Genomic DNA, 19690 nt, shown 5'->3' with positions numbered 1-19690 from the left:
AGCATATGAAGGTGCTAACCGCATTCGGCACGCGGCCGGAAGCGATCAAAATGTGCCCCGTTATAATCGAATTGCGCCGCAGGGGATGTGACGTTTGCGTCTGCCTGACCGGGCAGCATAAAGAAATGCTCGCCGACGTGATGAACGCCTTCGGCGTTGAGCCGGACGTGAATCTTGAAGTGATGCGTCCTGGCCAGTCGCTGTTCGATATAAATCGCGAGGTGCTTTCCGGCATGGACCGAGTGCTCGACGCGGAGAAACCGGACGTCGTGCTCGTCCACGGCGATACCACGACGACCTTCGCCGCCGCGCTCTCATGCTACTACAAGCGCATAAAGGTCGGCCACGTCGAGGCGGGCCTTCGCACCGGCGATATCTTCTCGCCTTACCCGGAGGAGTTCAACCGCCGCGCCGTGACGATAGTCGCGGACTATAACTTCGCGCCGACCGAAACGGCGAAGGAGAACCTCCTGCGCGAGGGCGTGCCCGCGGAGCGCGTCTTTGTCACCGGCAACACCGAGATCGACGCGCTGAAAACGACCGTCCGCGAGGACTACGCGCACCCGCTGCTCGACTGGGCGCGGGGGAGCCGCCTCGTGCTGATGACCGCGCACCGCCGCGAGAACTTCGGCGAGCCATTCGCGAATATCTTTTCCGCCGTGCGCCGCGCCGTCGAGGAGACGCCGGACGTCAAGCTCGTCTATCCCGTTCACCTCAACCCGAACGTGCGCGAGGCCGCGAAGGCGCTTGAGGGATGCGACCGCATCAAGCTCACCGAGCCGCTCGGCGTGCTCGATTTCCACAATATGCTCGCGCGCTGCTGCCTGGCGCTGACCGACAGTGGCGGCATACAGGAGGACGCGCCCGCGCTGAATAAGCCGGTGCTCGTCCTGCGCCACACGACCGAACGCCCCGAGGGCGTCGCCACCGGCGCGCTGAAGCTCGTCGGCACGGACGAAACCGCCGTCTACGCGGAGTTCCGCCGCCTGCTCGACGACGAAGCCGAGTACGCGCGTATGGCGTCCGCGGCGAATCCCTACGGCGACGGCAACGCCGCCTCACGAATAGCCGACGTACTGTTTTCGTAAGCCGACGGAGTCGGCTTACCGCTGCCGCGAAGCGGCAATATCACTATGCGAAGCATAATACCACTATCGCGTCAGCGATAATATCACCGCCGACGGAGTTGGCGCAACCGAGGCTCCCCTGTGCAAGGGGAGCTGTCTTATTATCGGCTGAAAGCCGATAATAAGACTGAGGGGTTGTTGGCTCCTAAAAGCTTGGCGCGTAATTGCGCGGGCGAACAAGTTCGCCCCTGCGTCTGAGGGAGCCGCCTGAACGCGCTGCGCGCCTTTGGAGCAAAATATACACTAAAACAGCGTCACCCGCGCTTGCACGTTCAAACGCGGGTGACGCTTCTATTGCCTTTCGGCTATGGCCGATATGCCGGTCGGCCTTGTCGGAGAAGAAACCGCCCTTGCGGGCGGGCGCCGCCACGTGAGCGGCAAGTCAAAGGGTATATGAAGGGAGTTGCGATGCCAGTATTATAGCAGGGACAAGCATGAGAATATGTCGAAAAATGTCGAAGCAAAAAGTTTTTTCAAAAAGACAGAAGGCCGTCCGGCGGGACGGCCTTCTGCATAGGGAGGGAATCAAAATGAATAAACTCTGCCGAGTTTGTAATCAGTTCATCGTTTCGGTTGGCTTGTATTCCGAGAGGATGATGCTTACCGTGAAGGAGCGGCCTTCGGAATAGCGGTAGACGCCGAGCTCGACGGTGTCGCCTGCGGAATACTTCTCCTTTTCGGCGTTGAGTTCGTCCATTGTCTTGACGGTGACTCCGCCGATGGAGGTGATGATGTCGTTCTTCTTGAGTCCCTTCGCCGCTGCGTCGGTGCCGGCGTCGACGGAAGTTATCAGCACTCCGCGCGGCACGTTGTTGAAGTAGGCGACGTATTCGTCTATCGTGTTGCCGCTGATGCCGATCATCGGTCTGCCGGGCACGTAGCCGTAGGTCATTATGCTGTCGACGATGGGCTTGACAGTGTTGGAGGGAATCGCGAAGCCCATTCCTTCATACTGGGTGTCGACTATCTTCTGCGAGGTGATGCCGATGACGTTGCCGTAGAGGTCGATCAGCGGGCCGCCGGAGTTGCCGGGGTTGATCGCCGCGTCCGTCTGTATCAGCTTGACGTTGCCGGAAAGGTCGGTCTTGACGTTGATGCCGGAGACGATGCCGCGGGTGACGGTGCCGGCGAATTCAAGGCCGCCGGGGTTTCCTATCGCGATGACGGTCTCGGCGAGCTGCACCTCGTCGGAGTTGCCGAAGGTGGCGTAAACCAAATCGCTGTGCTTGATGGTATCATCTTCGATGATCTGCAGCACTGCGAGGTCGGTCTGCTGGTCGGAGCCGACGATGCTCGCGAGCGCTTCCTTCTTGTCGTAAAGCACGATCTTGACGCGGTCCGCGCCCTCGATGACGTGGTAGTTGGTCACGACGTAGCCCTCGGCGTTGATGATGACGCCGGAGCCGTAGCCGGAGGCGGTCAGCGAGTTCATCTTATAGTTGACGACGCCGACCACCGCGGGGCGTATCTTCTGCGCGGCGTCCTTGACGGAGATCTCGTCGGCCTCTGTGCGGCCGCTGAGGTCGAAGCCGGTCTTCTGCTCGACCGGAGCTTCCGTCGAAGACTCGGGAGCCGTGCTGCTGCCGCCGGCGTTCTGCACAATGTGCACGACGCCGAAGGAGGCGAGCACCAGCACCGCGCATATCAGGATCGCGAGCAGCGAAACGCCGAAGGCGTATCCGCGCCCGTGCTCCTTTTTCTTTTTCTTATCCTGCGCGGCTTCGGTCCAGACGTAGCTGTTGTGCTCCGCCGGAGCGGGCTGCGGCTGAACGGGGGTATCGGGCGCCTCCGCCTGCGGAGCGGAGAACTGCGGATTTTCATAGCTTTCGGGCGCCGGGTAATCTCTGTTGAAATCTTCTGTCATAATTATCCCTTCTTTCATACTACCTTCTATTATAATCTATTTTTTCAAATATTAGTTAAAAATATTGGAAAAAATGTTAAAAATGCAGCGCGTAAAGCGCGGTAAAGTTAAAAACCGCGTCTTTACATTTCGGTCAAACGGGTATATAATATATTCGTGCTAATACTGCGAGGATGTGAAAATATGAAAATCGGAATAATCGGACTGCCGAACGTCGGCAAATCAACGCTCTTCAACGCCCTCGTCGGAGGCGGCGCGGAGGCGGCGAACTACCCCTTCTGCACGATCGAGCCGAACGTCGGCGTAGTGCCCGTGCCGGACGCGCGTCTGGACAAGCTGACGGAGATGTATTCGCCCGTCAAGACGACTCCCGCGACGGTGGAGTTCGTCGACATCGCGGGCATCGTCAAGGGCGCCTCTGCGGGCGAAGGGCTCGGCAACAAGTTCCTCTCGCACATCCGCGAGGTCGACGCGCTCGTTCACACCGTCCGCTGCTTCGAGGATGAGAACATCACCCACGTCAGCGCGTCCGTCGACCCCGTCGCGGACAGCGAAACGATAAACGTCGAGCTTATCCTCGCCGACCTCGAGGTGCTCGAGCGCCGCATCGACAAGACCGCGAAGGCGCTGAAGGGCGGCGATAAGAAGTTCGAGAAGGAATACGACCTGCTGAAGCGCCTCGAGAAGCACCTTTCCGACGGCAACCCCGCCCGCAGCTTCGAATGCACGGATGACGAACGCGCCGTCATCGAGACGGTGTCGCTGCTTTCGCTCAAGCCGGTCATCTACGCGGCGAACATGAGCGAGGCGGACTTCGCCGGCGGCATCGAGAACAACGCCGGCTACCGCGCCCTGCGTGAAACCGCGGAGTGCGAGCACGCGGGCATCATCCCCGTCTGCGCGAAGCTGGAGCAGGACCTAAACGACTTCGACGACCCCGAGGAGCGGAAGATGTTCCTCGAGGAGATCGGGCTTGAGGAGTCGGGGCTCAACCGCCTCATCCGCGAGTGCTACGCGCTGCTCGGCTACATATCCTACTTCACCGCCGGACAGCCCGAGGTCCGCGCCTGGACGATAACGAAGGGCACGAAGGCGCCCGACGCGGCGGGGAAGATACACACCGACTTCAAGCGCGGCTTTATCCGCGCCGAGATAGTCTCCTACGAAGACCTCGTCGCCTGCGGCAGCATCGCCGCCGCGCGCGAGAAAGGGCTCTACCGCAGCGAGGGCAAGGAATACGTCGTCCGCGACGGCGACGTGATACTCTTCAGGTTCAACGTCTGATGGAAAACGGCATCTTTTTCAAGCGCGCCGACCCTTCGCGCATCGCGCTTTACGATACGCTGCGCGGCTTTATGATGATACTCGTCATCATATTCCACACCGCGTTCGATCTCTACTGGGTGTTCGGCAAGGACTTCGGCTTCTTGCATATAGTGGACGCGCCGTTCGTGCTTTTCCTGCGCGATTTCTTCGCCGTCTGCTTTATAATACTGTCCGGGATATGCACGAACTATTCGCGCAATCCGCTGCGCAGGGGAATCATAGTCTTTCTGTTCGGGCTGATCGTGACGCTCTTTTCGGCGCTCGTGACGCCGGATATGACGGTGCGCTACGGGATATTGAGCTTAATCGGCGCTTCGATGATCGTCGTCGCGCTGATGCGGCCGTTCCACGCGCAGGTGCATCCGCTTTTCGGCGCGGCGGTGGGGATGGCGGCCTTCTTCGCGACGGTGTTCGTCTTCCCGGTCGAGGTGGAGATAAAGCACCTGTATTTCCTCGGATTCATCACTCGGGATTTTGCCTCGGGCGACTTCTACCCGATGATACCGTACTACTTCGCCTTCCTCGCCGGGCACTTCTTCGGCAGGTGGCTGAAGGAGAAGGAGTACGACCTGAAATACGGCGGGCTGGATATAAAACCGCTGTCGTTCATCGGGCGCAACAGCGTGTATTTCTACCTGCTTCACCAGCCGGTCGTCTACGGCGTCTGCTGGCTGCTTTTCACGAAAATGGGGTTGTAGTTATGTTTAAGAGGAAAAAGGAAAAAGTCATTCATGAGATCGCGCCGGTTTATGACGAAAACAGCGCCGTGCTGGTGCTCGGCACGATACCGTCGCCGCTCTCGCGCGAGACGGGCTTCTATTACGGCAACCCGAACAACCGCTTCTGGAGCGTGCTCGCCGCGGTTTTCGGCGAGGAAACGCCGGAGACGGTCGCGGATAAGAAGGCGCTCCTGCTGCACAACCGCGTCGCGCTCTGGGACGTCTGCGCCTCCTGCGAGATAGATGGCGCCGCCGACGCGAGCATCTGCGAAGTCATACCCAACGACGTCGGTGGGCTTATCGCGAAGCTGAATATCAGGCGCGTCTTCTTCAACGGCGCGAAGGCGGAGGAGCTTTTCGCGCGCTTCGCGTTTCCGCTGACGGGCGTCGGGTTTACGCGCCTGCCGTCTACCAGCCCCGCGAACGCGTCGTGGGACCTGCCGCGCCTCGTCGAAGAGTGGAGCGCGCTCCGCGCCGCCTGTGAATAAAGATAAACCGCAAATCAAAACGCTCCCCTCGCGGGGAGCGTTTTCGCGTTACCGGCGCTTTTTCCGCGTCGGGGATTACATTACTTGACAAATCTGCATTATGTGCTACAATATATATAACTGTATGCAATTTCGCTTGGGGGAATGAATAATGTATAAAAAAACCATTATGAGACTGCTTTCTATTCTCATCGCGTCGGCGATGATGTTTGCCATGCTCCCTACCGGGATGATCGCGTCTGCGGAAGTAGTATCCAGCGGTACCTGCGGTGAGGATCTCACGTGGACTCTTGACGAAACCGGCTTGCTTACCATAAGCGGCACGGGTAATATGTATAACTATAGTTGGAATGAGTCTAATAAAGCACCTTGGGGGGCTGGCGTAAAAAGCGTTAATATGATGACCGGCGTTACGAGTATCGGTGCTTATGCATTCTATGGCTGCGCCGATATTACGGAGATAACTATACCGGAAGGGATAACCCGTATTGATGAAGGCGCGTTTTCCCGCTGTGCCGCCTTGACAAGCGTTATTATTCCCGAAAGCGTCATGGTAATCGGTAGTTTGGCGTTCTATAGATGTTCGAGATTAAGAAGTATTATTATTCCTTTTGGAGTGACGAGTATTGAAACATCTACGTTTGAGGACTGTGTTGCTCTGGAGGAAGTTTTTATTTCGGACAGCGTCAAAAGCATCGGCGGTTGGGCGTTTGATAACTGCTCAAGTTTGACGAGCATAACAATACCGGATAGTGTGGAAATACTAGGTACTCATGCTTTTTTGAATTGCGATAGTCTGACAAGTGTTACTCTCGGAAGCGGATTAAGAATGATTGGAGAATGGGCGCTTAATATATGTAATAACCTTGAATCGATAACTGTTTCGGATAATAATCCTTATTTTCACTTCAGTGGCAATTGCTTGGTTGAAATGGGGACAAAAACCTTGGTAAAAGGGTTTAGCGACAGTATTATCCCTAATGATGGGAGTGTGACAAGTATTGGTGATTGGGCGTTTTATCGTTGTGAGGGCATAACAGAAATAGTATTACCAGACGCGATAATAAGTGTTGGAGATAGTGCGTTTGCAGACTGTACCAATCTTATGAGCGTTACAATAGGTACGGGCGTGACAATCATCGGAGACAGTGCTTTCGCGGACTGTGATCAACTAATAGATGTTGAAATGCCCGAAGATGGCAGTTTAACAACTATATGCGAAGGTGCGTTCAGGAATTGCAGGAACCTTGCGGGAATAACGATTCCTGATAGCGTTGAGGATATAGCGCAGTTTGCTTTTGAGTCATGTGAGTCTCTATCAAGCATTAGTATCGGAAACGGAGTTAAAAGCATAGGCCTTCGTGCATTCGGATGGGGATGTCAGAATCTACAATCCATTACTGTATCTGAGGATAATTCATATTATCACAGCGATGAAAACTGTTTGATTCAAACTGAGACGAAAACACTTTTGCTCGGCTGTGAGAATAGCGTGATTCCGGCAGACGGAAGTGTAGCTATTATAGGCGAAGGCGCTTTTCAGGAGCGCTGGGGATTAACGAGCATAGTAATACCGGAAGGTATTACAAGTATAGAGTGGGAAGCGTTTGCATCATGCTACGAGCTAACCGATATAACTCTTCCTGATGGATTGATTATTATTGGCGATGATGCGTTTTCAGGGTGTGGATATACAGAGATAACTATACCGGATAGTGTAATAAGCATATGCGGAGGGGCGTTTGAGGGAACCGGTTATTATGATGACGAATCTAACTGGGAAGATGGAGCGCTCTATATCGGTGAATGGCTGATAAAGGTAAGGAATGACTATTCAGGAGATTTTGATATTAAAGCCGGTACAGTGGGTATTGCTAATAGTGCGTTTGCTGGATGTGAAGATATAACAGGGATATCGATTCCTGACGGTTTAGCATCAATAGGAGACTATGCGTTTGACGGATGTACGAATATAATGAGTATTGCGATACCTGCAAGCACTAGTCACATTGGGTATGCACCATTTTTGAATATCGGCTCGTTTGACATTACAATATCCGAATATAATCCGTATTATCATTACAGTGGGAACTGTTTGATTGAAACAGAGACAAAGACTCTTATTGAAGGATTCGATAATAGTATTATTCCTTTTGATGGAAGTGTAACAAGCATATGCAACTACGCATTCGGCGAATGCGCAGAACTGATGAGCATAACGATACCTGATAGTGTGACAAGCATCGGTAGGGATGCGTTTATACGCTGTTCAGGTCTGACGAGTGTCACGATTGGCAGTAGTATAAAGAGTATCAGCTATATGGCGTTCGCTGGTTGCGAAAGTCTGACGAATGTTACATTTGGCGTCAACGTATCGAACATTGGCTATCAAGCGTTTAGTGGCTGTTCGAGTTTGACGGAAATAGTGATTCCTGACAATATTGTCAGTATTGACGATTATGCTTTTGTGGGTTGTACCGGTCTGACAAGCGTTATAATCGGTAACGGCGTGACCACTATCGGCGAAGGAGCATTTAATGGATGCGCAGGATTAATTAGCGTAATAATCCCAGATAGTGTTACAAATATAGGGAATGAAGTGTTCTGCAACTGTTTTTCTTTAACAAGCGTTATTATCGGAGGTAGGCCGACATTGAAGTCGCGTGTTAAAGGGGCTAAGGCGGAAGGCGCAATGAATATCGGCGAAGGATTATTCGCGGGATGCAACAGTCTGCAGAACGTTACGGTGTCGGATGATAACCCGACTTACCATAGCAGTGGCAACTGCATTATTGAGACGGAATCTAAAACACTCGTGGCGGGATGCATGAGCAGTGTTATTCCTAATGACGGAAGCGTTACGAGTATAGGGCCTAAGGCGTTTGCAAACTGCACCGAGCTGACGAGCATAATTATACCTGCGTGTATTACGAGTATTGGCGAGGGCGCGTTCCATATGTTAGGTGAAAACGGTGAATCTGCCGCGCCTCTTGATGTAAAGCTACTTGTGGATAAGGACTCTTATGCCTTTGAATACGCAGTGTTAAACGGATTACGTAATGAGATTAACAAACCTGCAATTCTAGTGAGCATCGCGGTAACCGTGCTACCGGATAAGGTGAAGTACCACAAGGGCGAGGAGTTCGATCCTACCGGCCTTGAGATTACGGCGTATTATGACAACGATACTTCTGCGCCGGTCACGGGTTATGAGCTGTCCGGCTACTCCGGTGCGCGCGGCGAGAACAGCATAACCGTATCTTACGGTGGCGCGACCTGTAACTTCGTCGTTACGGTAATCAATATGAAAGGTGACGTCGACGGAGATGATGAGATCACCGTAACGGATGCGCTTGCTGCGCTCCGCGCCTGCGTCGGACTTGCCGAGTTTGATGAAGACGCACTAGCTGTGGCAGATATCGATGGCGACGGTGTTATCACCGTTTCCGATGCGCTGCGCATACTGCGTATAGCGGCCGGGTTTTCGCTGTAATATTCAGGAGTAATATCAAAACGCCGCCGTATACGGCGGCGTTTTCGCGTTACCGGCGCTTTTTCCGCGGGCGGGGCGGGCAGTCGAAGTCGACGAGGATCGCGTCCTCGCCGATCTTCTCTATCGCGCTCCAGGGGATGACGTATTCGTCCTGCTTGAAGAAGGGCAGGGGCGAGCCGGTCGGCACGATAATGTCCGCGATCCTGCCGGTCTTGCACTCGATCCGCAGGTCGCCGACGAAGCCGAGACGCTCGCCGTTGCGCAGGTTTATCACTTCCTTGCAGCGCAGCTCGGTCAGCTTTTGCATATCCTCACACCTCCGTTGAAAATAATAGCGCGGAAACGCAAAAAAATGACGATTTTCCGAAAAAAACTCTTGCATTTGGGGCGGGTTTGTGATAATATATATCAGCAATTCACACGCCGCATGCGGTTTTGCCGGTGCCGGAGCCGTTTCCGGTCGCAAAACGTAGGTGCGGCGGAGGGAAAACCAAGGAGGAAAAATTATGTCAACAGTAGTATCCATGAAGCAGCTGCTGGAAGCGGGCGTCCATTTCGGACACCAGACCAGACGCTGGAACCCGAAGATGGCTCCGTACATCTTCACCGAAAGAAACGGCATTTACATCATCGACCTTCAGAAGACGGTCAAGAAAATCGAAGAAGCATACGATTTCGTCCGCGAGCTTTCCGCTAACGGCGGCACCGTGCTCTTCGTCGGCACCAAGAAGCAGGCGCAGGATTCCATCAGGGAAGAGGCCGAGAGAGTCGGCATGTACTACGTCAACGCCCGCTGGCTCGGCGGTATGATCACCAACTTCACGACCATCCGCCGCAGAGTCGACCGCCTCGCCAACCTCCGCAAGATGCAGGAGGACGGTACGTTCGACCTGCTGCCCAAGAAGGAAGTCATCAAGCTCAACCTCGAGATCGAGAAGCTTGAGAAGTTCCTCGGCGGCATCAAGGACATGAAGAAGCTGCCTTCCGCGCTCTTCATCGTCGACCCCAGGAAAGAGCACATCGCTCTTGCCGAAGCCAAGAAGCTCGGCATTCCGGTCATCGCCATCGTTGACACCAACTGCGACCCCGACGCCGTCGATTACGTCATCCCCGGCAACGACGACGCCATCAGAGCCGTCAAGCTGATCTCTGAGATCATCGGCAACGCCGTCCTCGAGGGCAGACAGGGCACCTCCATGGCGGAGGCCGCTCCCGAAGAGTCCGCCGCTCAGGGCGAAGCTAAGGAAGCCGTCCCCTTCGTAATGGCTGAAGAAGACAAGGTCAAGGTCGAGAAGCCGAAGACCGCTCCCAAGGCCGCGAAGACCGATAAGCCCCTTATGGCCGCTATAATCGGCGAGGAGACCACCCTCGTCGCCAAGGAAGCCAAGAAGCCCGCCGCCCGCCGCACCACCAAGAAGGCGGAGGAGCCCAAGGCCGAAGAGCCCAAGGCCGAAGAAGCGAAGGCAGAAGAGCCCGCGAAGAAGCCCGCCCGCCGCACCACCAAGAAGGCGGAGGAGCCCAAGGCCGAAGACAAGGCCGAGTAATCAAATAAGTTCGGGATACCCGACATGAAATACTGTCGGGTATCGACTATGTATAGGAGGAAATAATACTATGGCATTCACTGCGAAAGACGTTGCACTGCTCAGAGAAAAGACCGGCTGCGGTATGATGGACTGCAAAAAGGCCCTCACCGAGTCCGACGGCGATATGGAAAAGGCGATCGAGTACCTTCGTGAGAAGGGTATAGCCGCCGCCGAGAAAAAGGCCAGCAGAATAGCCGCCGAAGGCATCATCGGTTCCTACGTTTCCGAGGACGGCAAGGTCGCCGCGCTCGTCGAAGTCAACAGCGAGACCGACTTCGTCGCCAAGAACGCCGGCTTCCAGGAGTTCGTCAAGGCCGTCGCCGCCACCGTCGGCAAGAACGCTCCCGCCGACGTCGAGGCGCTCGGCGCCATGACGATCGACGGCGGTAACATGACCGTTACCGACGCTCTCCGCGAAAAGATACTCACCATCGGCGAGAAGCTCACCATCCGCCGTTTCGTCCGTTACGAAGGCCACGTCGTGACCTACATCCACGGCGGCGGCACCATCGGCGTCATGGTCAACCTCGATACCGACGACGCGACCTTCGCGAAGCCCGAGTGCGTCTCCATGGCGAAGGACGTCGCGATGCAGATCGCGGCCATGAGCCCCACCTTCCTCGACAAGGCCTCCGTTCCCGCGGAGTTCATCGAGAAGGAGAAGGAGATCCTGCTCGCTCAGGCGATCAACGAGGGCAAGCCCCAGAACATCGCCGAGAAGATGGTCATGGGCCGTATCGCGAAGTACTACAAGGAGATCTGCCTCCTCGAGCAGGCGTTCGTCAAGGACGACGAGATCAACGTCGACACCTTCGTCAAGAACGTCGCCAAGGAACTCGGCTCCGCCGTCTGCATCAAGGAGTTCGTCCGCCTCGAGAAGGGCGAAGGCCTTGAGAAGCGCGAAGACAACTTCGCCGCCGAAGTCGCCGGCATGGTCAAATAAGCAAACGTATTTTCAAAACCGATCGGCAGCCCTTTGCCGGTCGGTTTTTTGTAACGGAAAAAGGAGGCCCGGAATGAAATACAGATACGTTCTTTTCGATCTCGACGGCACGCTGACCGAGTCCGCGCCGGGCATAACGAACGCCGCGGCCTACGCGCTTAAACGCTTCGGCGTCGAAGCGGAGCCGTCGGAGCTGGAGTTCTTCGTCGGGCCGCCGCTGCACGGCTCCTTCATGCGCTGCGGACTTTCCGACGCGCAGGCGCGGGAGGCGATAGGCGTCTACCGCGAGTATTACGTCGCGAGGGGGATGTTCGAGAACCTCCCGTACGAAGGCGTCGCGGACGCGCTGCGCCGCCTGAAGGAGGCGGGCGTGACGCTCATCGTCGCGACCTCCAAGCCGGAGCCCTTCGCTGTGCGGATCCTCGAACACTTCGGGCTGGCAGAGTTTTTCGCCGTCATCGCGGGCAGCACGCTGGACGAAACGCGCACCTCCAAGCGCGATGTCATCGAGTACGCGCTCGCGTCCGCTGGCGTTTCCGACAGGAGCGGCGCGGTCATGATAGGCGACCGCAGCTACGATATCGAGGGCGCGAAGCAGACGGGGCTCGCCTCTATGGGCGTGCTTTACGGCTACGGCTCGGCGGAGGAGTTCGCGGAGGCGGACTTCATCGCCGCAACGCCCTCCGATATCGCGGATATATTACTCGCCGTGTCTTGACATGAACGCATTTAAGTGATATAATAATGATGAAATGGAGGGATATCACTATGTGTATGAGAATAATGGCTATGCTTCTTATGCTGCTTCCGGTGGTCGCGATGATCTCGGGAATGTTCCCGATGAATACGCTGGCCGCCGCGGAAGCGATGATAGGCGATATAGACGAAGACGGCGACATAACCGTTTCCGACTCGCTCGGCGCGCTTCGCGCCGCCGCGGGACTGAAGCAGTACAGCGCGGCTGACGTTCCCGTCTACGACGTCAGCGGCGACGGCGACGTCGGCGTTGACGACGCGCTCGGCCTGCTGCGCAGCTCCGTCGGCATTACGGATAAGGATTACGGCTACGCCGGAGTCGAGCTTTCGTTCGTTCCGAATCAGGACGCGCTCGATTGCAAGTATACGCAGACCTCAATAAATAACTCTATCGTTTCCGTCGGCGACACCGCCAAGCTCGCGAAGGTGATGCAGCGCGCCGCGAACGGCGAACGCATCAATATGGTCGTCCTCGGCGGCTCGATCACCGCCGGCTCCGCCGCGTCCAACAGCCGCCTCTGCTACGGCTACCGCACTTACGAATGGTGGACCGCCAACTTCCCGCAGGGACGCTTCAACTTCTACAATATGGGCATCGGCGCGACCGGCAGTATGCTCGGCGTCCACCGCCTCGAAGACGACGTGCTGAAAAAGGACCCCGACTTCCTTATCGTCGAATTCGCAGTCAACGACGCGGCGAACGAGTATGAGTATTACGAGGGAGTCATCCGCCGCGTGCTTGCGAACGATCCCGAGACTGCCGTTCTCATGCTCTTTATGCAGAACGAAACCGGCGGAAACGTGCAGGAGACCGAGATCCCGATCGGCAACTACTACAAGCTGCCGATGATCAGCTACCGCGACGCGACGAATCCGCTGCTCAAGGCCGGCACGATCAAGTGGACTGATATTTCCCCTGACAACATCCATCCGAACGACCTCGGTCACAAGATGGTCGCCTCGCTCGTCACCTCCTACCTCGACGGCGTGAAGGCAAAGTACGGGCGCCTTTCCAAAGTCATCCCCGCGTTCCCGTCGGCTCCGCTTTATACGGACCGCTACGACGCCGCGAAGCTCTGGATGGGCGGCACGATTCAGCCCACTCAGCTCGGCGGCTGGAAGTCCGAGCCCAACGGCGGCGCCTTCTATCACCTCAAGGGCGCGTGGACGACCGAAAAGAAGGGGAGGGCGCTGAAGTTCAAGGCAACCTTCAGAGAGCTGAACGTCATCTTCTGGAGATACCTGCCGGAGAACAATCCTAACGCCGGTGAAGTCGAAGTCCGCATTGACGGAGTGCTGATTGAGAATAAGAATCTTAATGCGCTTTTCCCGGGCGGCTGGGGCAACTACCTCGCCAAGGAGCACATCTACGATTCCGCCGAGCCGGCGGAGCATGAGGTGTCCTTCACCTGCGTCGGCGGCAACTTCACGCTTTCCGGACTGCTCATGTCCTGACGAATAACTGCTTGCAAAAGCGGCACGGCGTGCCGCTTCCGCTTCATAAAAGATTCCTTAGAGGAGGAACGTTCAATATGAAATACACCGCAGCCATGCTCGCGCTCGCGCTTCTTGTAACGCTTATCGCCGGAGCATTCCCGCTGCATTCCTTCGCGGCGGGGGAGGCGCTGATCGGGGATATCGACAGGGACGGGGAGATAACCGTCTCCGACTCGCTGCTGACAATGCGCGCGGCGGCGGGGATAGACGAATACTCCGCCGGCGACATTCCCGTATATGACGTGACCGGCGACAAAGCTGTCGGCGCTGACGACGCGATAGGGATAATGCGCTGCTCGCTCGGTATGACGGACGGCTTCGGCTACGACGGCGTCGAGGTAACGTACGCGCCGAACACCGTAGCGAAGAAGCACGGCGTGACGCAGGCGATTTTCGACAACACCGTCGTCTCCGCTGGCAACACCGCCCGCCTCGCGCGCGTGATGGAGCGCGCCGCGAAGGGCGAGACGGTCAACGTCGTTACTCTCGGCGGCTCGATAACCTACGGACTTTACGCCTCCACCTCGCAGAAGTGCTGGGCGTATCTGACTTATAAGTGGTGGACCGAAAACTTCCCGAAGGCGAAGGTCAACTACCACAACGTCGGCATCAGCGGCACGAGCAGCATCCTCGGTGTCCACCGCATGGGCGACGACGTTATTGCGAAGGATCCGGACCTCGTCATCGTCGAGTTCTCGGTCAACGACACTTCTCAAGACGATTGCCCCTACTACGAAGGCATAGTCCGCAACGTGCTGACCAAGTGCCCGGACGCCGCCGTGATAATGTTTTTCACCGTCTGCGAAAGCGGTTGGACGATGCAGGATACCGAGATCCCGATCGGCAGGCACTACGAAGTGGCGATGATCAGCGGGGCGAACGCAGTCAACGGCCTGCTCGCCGCGCACGCGATGACCTGGTCAGATTTCGGCACCGATGACGCGCATCCGACAGACAAGGGGCACGAGATATACGCCTCGCTCATCCGCTCCTACCTTGACTCCGTCAAGAAGAAGTACACGAAGCTGTCGAAGGTCGTTCCCGCCGTGCCGGAGGCGCTCTACGGCGAGCGGTACAAGGACGCCAAACTTTATATGGGCGGCACGCTCGAACCGGACAGTCTCGGCGTCTGGACGGTCAACAAGAACTATCAGACTTCGCATTTCAACCATCTCAAAGGCGCGTGGCTCACAACAAAAAGAGGTAAGGCGCTGACTTTCACTGCTGAATTCAAGGAAGTAAACCTGCTGTATATGCGCTGGAAGACAGACGTGAATGCCGGCAGTATTGACGTAAAGGTCGACGGCGTATCCGTCGCGACCGTCGACGGGAACTTCAACGACGGCTGGGGCGACCACCTCTATTATGTTACCGTATTTAAGGAGAATGAGGTCAGAGAACACACCATAACGTTTTCCGGTTCCGGCGGGAATTTTACCCTCGCAGGAATAATGTTATCATAAATTGCCGAAATGGACTCCTGAGGAGTCCATTTTGTTTAACAAAATACGCTGTTTGAATTGACATGCCATGTCATTCGTGTTAAAATAAATTATAAGGTCGGTTGACGTTATCGCCGATCGGCCAGAGTTCAGAGGTGATATTATGAAGTTTACTGCTTTTCTGCTTGCGATCCTGATGGTCGCGGCGATATTCACGGGAATGTTCCCGCTGACTGCTGCTGCCGAGGGCTCTCTTATCGGCGACATCGACAAGGACGGTGAACTGACCGTTTCCGACTCGTTGCTGACACTCCGTGCGATGAACGGACTATATGATTATGACGAGGGGGACTTGCCCGTGTTTGACGTTTGGAACGACGGTGCTATCGGAGTAGACGACGCGCTCGGCATTATGCGCAGTTCTATGGGAATGATAGGATCTTTCGGAAAGACGGGCGCGACGCTTTCCTTCACGCCCAACGCCGCTGCGACCGCCGCAACGGTGACGCAGGCGATGCTCGACCGCGCGATAGTTTCCACAGACGGCAGCTCCCGCATCGCGAAGGTTATGCAGAAGGCCGCCCGCGGCGAAAAGATCAGCGTTGTCACCCTCGGCGGCTCGATAACCCACGGTTCCGGCGCTTCGACCGAGAATAAGCGCTACGCGAACATAGTCGCGAACTGGTGGAGGTCCGCCTTCCCGGGAACGACGGTCAATTTCCACAACTCCGGCATCGGCGCGACCGGCAGTATGCTCGGCGTCCACCGCCTTGACCGCGACGTCTTCGCGCACGATCCTGACGTCCTCGTCGTCGAATTCGCCGTCAACGATACCAACAGCGGCACTCAGGAGAGCTATGAGAACCTGATCCGCCGCGTCGTCACTCAGAGTCCGGATACCGCGATCATAATGCTTTTTATGACGACCGAGTGGTTTGACGACAAGCAGGCGGAGGAAGTCCCGATCGGCAGGGCCTACGGCATTCCGATGATCAGCTACCGCGACGCGATCAAGCCCGAGTGCGAGAGCGGCAGATACACCTTCAAGAACCAGCTTTCCGACGACGGCACGCACCCAAACGACTTCGGCTACGCGATCGTCGGCAACCTGATCACCTCCTACCTCGACGGCGTCAAGGCGGTCTACGCGGATTACAACACGATAATACCCGAGATTCCGGCGCAGCCGATGACGAGCGAAAAGTACATGAACGCAAAGATGTACTGGTGCAATGAAGGCCTCGAGGCCACGTCGCTCGGCAGCTGGGTGAAGGACACCTATGCCTTCTACGATTTCCGCGGCTCGTGGTCGGTCACAAAGGGCAAGCAGCCGCTGGTCTTCGACGTCGACGCGCAGAACGTGAAGATACTCTATGAGAAGTCGATAAGCACGAGCAAGTCCGGCGTCATCCAGATGCGCGTGGACAGCACCCTCGTCGGCACGGTGGATTCCTACTTCGCGAACGGCTGGGGCGACTACCAGACCATCGCGGACGTCTACGACGGCACCGAGGTCAAGCACCATAAGCTGCGCTTCACGCTGATGACCGGCACCTTCCGCATCGCCGCAATCCTTCTGTCGTAAGCCGCGCAGCGGCTTAGCGTTCGCCGCAGGCGAACATATCGCGTCGGCGTAAGCCGGCATATCGCATTCGCGAAAGCGAATATATCGTATCGGCGCATCCGATATATCGCGCCGAACGACAGTGAGACATATCGTAAAAACCGCACCCGCGAGGGTGCGGTTTTTCTTATCCGCGCGCATTCGCGCAGAAGTCTCGCGTTTTTGTCATCCTGAGCGGAGCGGGCGAAGCCCGCGCAGCCGGAGGATCCCCCTCCTTTTGCAGCCGTTGCATAGGGGAAAGGGGATTCCTCGTCGGCTGACGCCTCCTCGGAATGACAGAAGTGCGCGAAACGCGAAAATGACATAATGACCCAACAAAAACGCCACCCGACGGGTGGCGTATTTTGTTATGCTTTTTAGCTTGCGCTTTGTAAGCTTATGCGGTTTTCGCTTATCTTTCCTTGCCGTAGGTTTCTCTGGCGACGTAGTGCGTGTGCAGGACCTCGTGCGCCTTGTGGCTGCCGGGCTTGCCGAAATACTCGTCGTAGAGCACCTTGATGACCGGGCTGTCGTGCGACTTGCGCAGCGGCAGGTTGGCGTCCTCTTCGTAGAGCGCCTTCGCGCGGATCGCCTTCAGGTCGGTGAAGTTGCGCACGCTCGCGGGCTGGATGGGCTGTCCGCCGCCGTTTACGCAGCCGCCGGGGCAGGCCATGATCTCCACGATGTGGTAGTTCGCCTCGCCTCTGCGGATGCGGTTAAGCAGCTCTCTGGCGTTCGCGAGGCCGGAGGCGACGGCCGCCTTGACCTCGAGGCCGGCGACGTTGTAGGTCGCTTCCTTGATGCCCTGAGTGCCTCTGACGTCGGTGAAATCGAGCTTCTCGAGCTTCTTGCCGGTCAGCGTTTCGACCGCCGTGCGGAGCGCGGCTTCCATAACGCCGCCGGTGGCTCCGAAGATCGCCGCGGCGCCGGTGGTGATGCCGAGCGGCGCGTCGAACTCCTCGTCTGGCAGGTTGACGAAGTCGATGCCCGCGCGCTCGATCATTCTGCCGAGCTCACGGGTGGTCAGCGCGACGTCGACGTCCGGAACGCCCGCGGCGCTCTGTCCGTCGCGGCTGCGCTCGAACTTCTTGGCGGTGCAGGGCATGATGCTGACGACGACGATGTCCTTGGGATCGAGGCCGTTCTTCTCGGCGTACCAGGTCTTGACGACCGCGCCGAACATCTGCTGAGGCGACTTGCAGGTCGAGAGGTTATCGAGGAAGTCGGGGAAGTTGTGCTCGCAGAACTTGATCCAGCCGGGCGAGCAGGAGGTGATGATCGGCAGCTTGCCGCCGTTCTGCACTCTCTCGATGAACTCGTTGGCTTCTTCAAGTATCGTCAGGTCGGCGCCGACGTCGGTGTCGAAGACTCCGTCGAAGCCGAGGCGGCGCAGCGCGGCGACCATCTTGCCCTTGACGTTGGAGCCGATGGGCATTCCGAAGCATTCGCCGAGCGTTACGCGGATAGAGGGCGCGGGGTTGACGACGACGTGCTTCGTCGGATCTTCGAGCGCCGCCCACACCTTCGCGGTGTCGTCGCGCTCATAGAGGGCGCCGGTCGGGCAGACCGCGGTGCACTGGCCGCAGGCGACGCAGGGGACTTCCCACAGATCCTGATCGAAGGCGCAGCCGATGTGCGTCTTGAAGCCGCGTTCGTTCGCGCCGAGGACGGCGACGGACTGGTTCTTCTCGCAGACGGCGACGCAGCGGCGGCAGAGGATGCACTTGTTGTTGTCGCGGATCATGTGCGGCGCGCTGTCGTCGATCTCGTAGTGATTCATCTCGCCCTTGTAGGCGTCGACGTCGTCCACGCCGTAGTCGTTGCAGAGCTTCTGCAGCTCGCACTTTCCGCTTCTGACGCAGGAGAGGCACTTCTTGTCGTGGTTCGAGAGCAGGAGCTTGAGGTTGGTCTTTCTCGCTTCCTGGATTTTCGCGCTGTTGGTGATTATCTCCATGCCGTCTCTGTCGACGGGATAAACGCAGGCGGCGACCATTCCGCGCGCGCCCTTGACTTCGGTAAGGCAGAGGCGGCAGGCGCCGATCTCGTTGATGTCCTTCAGGTAGCAGAGGGTGGGGATCTCCACGCCGGCGTAGCGGCACGCTTCAAGTACCGAAAGGCCGGTGGGAACGGTATAGTCTCTTCCGTTGATTTTAATGTTCAAAGTATCCATTCTGTTCTCCTTTCCGCTTACTGCTTCGAGATCGCGCCGAACTTGCAGGTGCTCATGCAGGCGCCGCACTTGACGCACTTGGCGGGATCGATGGAGTACGGAACTCCCTTTTCGCCGCTGATGGCGTCAGCCGGGCAGTTGCGCTTGCACATTCCGCAGCTCTTGCACTTCGCCGGGTCGATGACGTACTTCAGCAGGTTCTTGCAGACGCCCGCCGGGCACTTCTTGGCGACGATGTGGGCGACGTATTCGTCGCGGAAATTGCGAATGGTGGAGAGAACGGGGTTCGGAGCGGTCTGGCCGAGTCCGCAGAGGGAGTTGGCCTTGATGTACTCCGCGAGCTTCTCGAGCTCATCGAGGTCGGACATTTCGCCTCTGCCGTCGGTGATCTTCTCGAGGATCTCGAGCATACGGCGGGTGCCGACGCGGCAGGGCGTGCACTTGCCGCAGGACTCGTCGACGGTGAAGCCGAGGAAGAACTTGGCGATGTCGACCATGCAGTTGTCCTCGTCCATGACGATAAGTCCGCCGGAGCCCATCATCGCGCCGATGGCGGTCAGGTTGTCGTAGTCGATCGGCACGTCCATCTTCTCAGCCGGGATGCAGCCGCCGGAGGGACCGCCGGTCTGCGCGGCCTTGAACTTCTTGCCGTTCGGGATGCCGCCGCCGATGTTCT

General features: G+C 57.1%; 14 protein-coding genes and 1 pseudogene. 11 read left to right on the top strand and 4 right to left on the bottom strand.

What is annotated here, in order from left to right; genetic code table 11:
• Positions 1 to 5: 5 nt before the first annotated feature.
• On the top strand, positions 6 to 1088 hold the full coding sequence (gene wecB, locus IJL83_07800) for a UDP-N-acetylglucosamine 2-epimerase (non-hydrolyzing) (GenBank protein MBQ6553499.1): 1083 nt from the start codon (positions 6 to 8) through the stop codon (positions 1086 to 1088).
• 595 nt (positions 1089 to 1683) lie between these two features.
• Here the strand turns inward: wecB and IJL83_07795 are convergent.
• Entirely contained in the window at positions 1684 to 2991 is a 1308-nt protein-coding gene (locus IJL83_07795; protein ID MBQ6553498.1) for a trypsin-like peptidase domain-containing protein, read from the bottom strand.
• A 183-nt stretch (positions 2992 to 3174) separates the two neighbouring features.
• Between IJL83_07795 and ychF the strand changes: the two genes are divergently transcribed.
• The 4 genes from ychF to IJL83_07775 all read left to right on the top strand — a co-directional run bounded on the left by ychF (position 3175) and on the right by IJL83_07775 (position 9017).
• Entirely contained in the window at positions 3175 to 4275 is a 1101-nt protein-coding gene (ychF, locus tag IJL83_07790) for a redox-regulated ATPase YchF (protein MBQ6553497.1), read from the top strand.
• A complete protein-coding gene (locus IJL83_07785; GenBank protein MBQ6553496.1) occupies positions 4275 to 5015 on the top strand; it encodes a DUF1624 domain-containing protein in 741 nt (246 codons plus the stop codon). Before ychF ends, IJL83_07785 begins: the two co-directional genes overlap by 1 nt.
• A 2-nt stretch (positions 5016 to 5017) precedes the next feature.
• Positions 5018 to 5524: a DNA-deoxyinosine glycosylase gene (locus IJL83_07780; protein ID MBQ6553495.1), complete on the top strand. Its 507-nt coding sequence runs from the start codon at positions 5018 to 5020 to the stop codon at positions 5522 to 5524.
• A gap of 151 nt (positions 5525 to 5675) precedes the next feature.
• A complete protein-coding gene (locus tag IJL83_07775) occupies positions 5676 to 9017 on the top strand; it encodes a leucine-rich repeat protein (protein MBQ6553494.1) in 3342 nt (1113 codons plus the stop codon).
• A gap of 49 nt (positions 9018 to 9066) precedes the next feature.
• Here IJL83_07775 and IJL83_07770 read toward each other — a convergent pair whose 3' ends face one another.
• A complete protein-coding gene (locus tag IJL83_07770; protein MBQ6553493.1) occupies positions 9067 to 9324 on the bottom strand; it encodes a YlmC/YmxH family sporulation protein in 258 nt (85 codons plus the stop codon).
• Between the two features lie 199 nt (positions 9325 to 9523).
• On the opposite strand from IJL83_07770, the pseudogene rpsB reads away from it, so the two are divergent.
• The 6 genes and pseudogenes from rpsB (at position 9524) to IJL83_07740 (ending at position 16826) form a co-directional block, all read left to right on the top strand.
• Positions 9524 to 10207 (top strand): annotated as a pseudogene (gene rpsB, locus IJL83_07765) (30S ribosomal protein S2).
• A gap of 424 nt (positions 10208 to 10631) precedes the next feature.
• The gene (locus tag IJL83_07760; protein ID MBQ6553492.1) at positions 10632 to 11546 is read left to right on the top strand and encodes an elongation factor Ts; all 915 of its coding nucleotides are present in this window, start codon (positions 10632 to 10634) and stop codon (positions 11544 to 11546) included.
• A gap of 73 nt (positions 11547 to 11619) precedes the next feature.
• On the top strand, positions 11620 to 12264 hold the full coding sequence (locus IJL83_07755; protein ID MBQ6553491.1) for an HAD hydrolase-like protein: 645 nt from the start codon (positions 11620 to 11622) through the stop codon (positions 12262 to 12264).
• Positions 12265 to 12314: 50 nt separating this feature from the next.
• A complete protein-coding gene (locus IJL83_07750) occupies positions 12315 to 13757 on the top strand; it encodes a hypothetical protein (protein ID MBQ6553490.1) in 1443 nt (480 codons plus the stop codon).
• Positions 13758 to 13834: 77 nt separating this feature from the next.
• Positions 13835 to 15262, top strand: coding sequence for a hypothetical protein (locus IJL83_07745; protein MBQ6553489.1), 1428 nt, complete (start codon positions 13835 to 13837; stop codon positions 15260 to 15262).
• A gap of 142 nt (positions 15263 to 15404) precedes the next feature.
• Entirely contained in the window at positions 15405 to 16826 is a 1422-nt protein-coding gene (locus tag IJL83_07740; GenBank protein ID MBQ6553488.1) for a hypothetical protein, read from the top strand.
• Between the two features lie 430 nt (positions 16827 to 17256).
• On the opposite strand, the gene IJL83_07735 is transcribed toward IJL83_07740, so the two are convergent.
• Positions 17257 to 19014: an iron hydrogenase small subunit gene (locus IJL83_07735; protein MBQ6553487.1), complete on the bottom strand. Its 1758-nt coding sequence runs from the start codon at positions 19012 to 19014 to the stop codon at positions 17257 to 17259.
• Positions 19015 to 19031: 17 nt separating this feature from the next.
• Positions 19032 to 19690, bottom strand: a 659-nt coding sequence (locus IJL83_07730; protein MBQ6553486.1) for a 4Fe-4S binding protein, incomplete at its 5' end; no start/stop codon positions are given.

Source organism: Clostridia bacterium, from assembly GCA_017438525.1.
Lineage (GTDB): Bacteria > Bacillota > Clostridia > Oscillospirales > RGIG8002 > RGIG8002.
Note: the sequence above shows the minus strand (reverse complement) of the source record. Positions and strands in the feature narration are given on the sequence as shown.

Excerpts from the sequence above, each read along its gene's own strand:
- wecB (MBQ6553499.1), top strand. The coding sequence starts at position 6 with ATGAAGGTGCTAACCGCATTCGGCACGCGGCCGGAAGCGATCAAAATG.
- IJL83_07795 (MBQ6553498.1), bottom strand. The coding sequence starts at position 2,991 with ATGACAGAAGATTTCAACAGAGATTACCCGGCGCCCGAAAGCTATGAA.
- IJL83_07760 (MBQ6553492.1), top strand. The coding sequence starts at position 10,632 with ATGGCATTCACTGCGAAAGACGTTGCACTGCTCAGAGAAAAGACCGGC.
- IJL83_07745 (MBQ6553489.1), top strand. The coding sequence starts at position 13,835 with ATGAAATACACCGCAGCCATGCTCGCGCTCGCGCTTCTTGTAACGCTT.
- IJL83_07750 (MBQ6553490.1), top strand. The coding sequence starts at position 12,315 with ATGTGTATGAGAATAATGGCTATGCTTCTTATGCTGCTTCCGGTGGTC.
- ychF (MBQ6553497.1), top strand. The coding sequence starts at position 3,175 with ATGAAAATCGGAATAATCGGACTGCCGAACGTCGGCAAATCAACGCTC.
- IJL83_07735 (MBQ6553487.1), bottom strand. The coding sequence starts at position 19,014 with ATGGATACTTTGAACATTAAAATCAACGGAAGAGACTATACCGTTCCC.
- IJL83_07775 (MBQ6553494.1), top strand. The coding sequence starts at position 5,676 with ATGTATAAAAAAACCATTATGAGACTGCTTTCTATTCTCATCGCGTCG.
- IJL83_07740 (MBQ6553488.1), top strand. The coding sequence starts at position 15,405 with ATGAAGTTTACTGCTTTTCTGCTTGCGATCCTGATGGTCGCGGCGATA.
- IJL83_07770 (MBQ6553493.1), bottom strand. The coding sequence starts at position 9,324 with ATGCAAAAGCTGACCGAGCTGCGCTGCAAGGAAGTGATAAACCTGCGC.
- IJL83_07780 (MBQ6553495.1), top strand. The coding sequence starts at position 5,018 with ATGTTTAAGAGGAAAAAGGAAAAAGTCATTCATGAGATCGCGCCGGTT.
- IJL83_07755 (MBQ6553491.1), top strand. The coding sequence starts at position 11,620 with ATGAAATACAGATACGTTCTTTTCGATCTCGACGGCACGCTGACCGAG.
- IJL83_07785 (MBQ6553496.1), top strand. The coding sequence starts at position 4,275 with ATGGAAAACGGCATCTTTTTCAAGCGCGCCGACCCTTCGCGCATCGCG.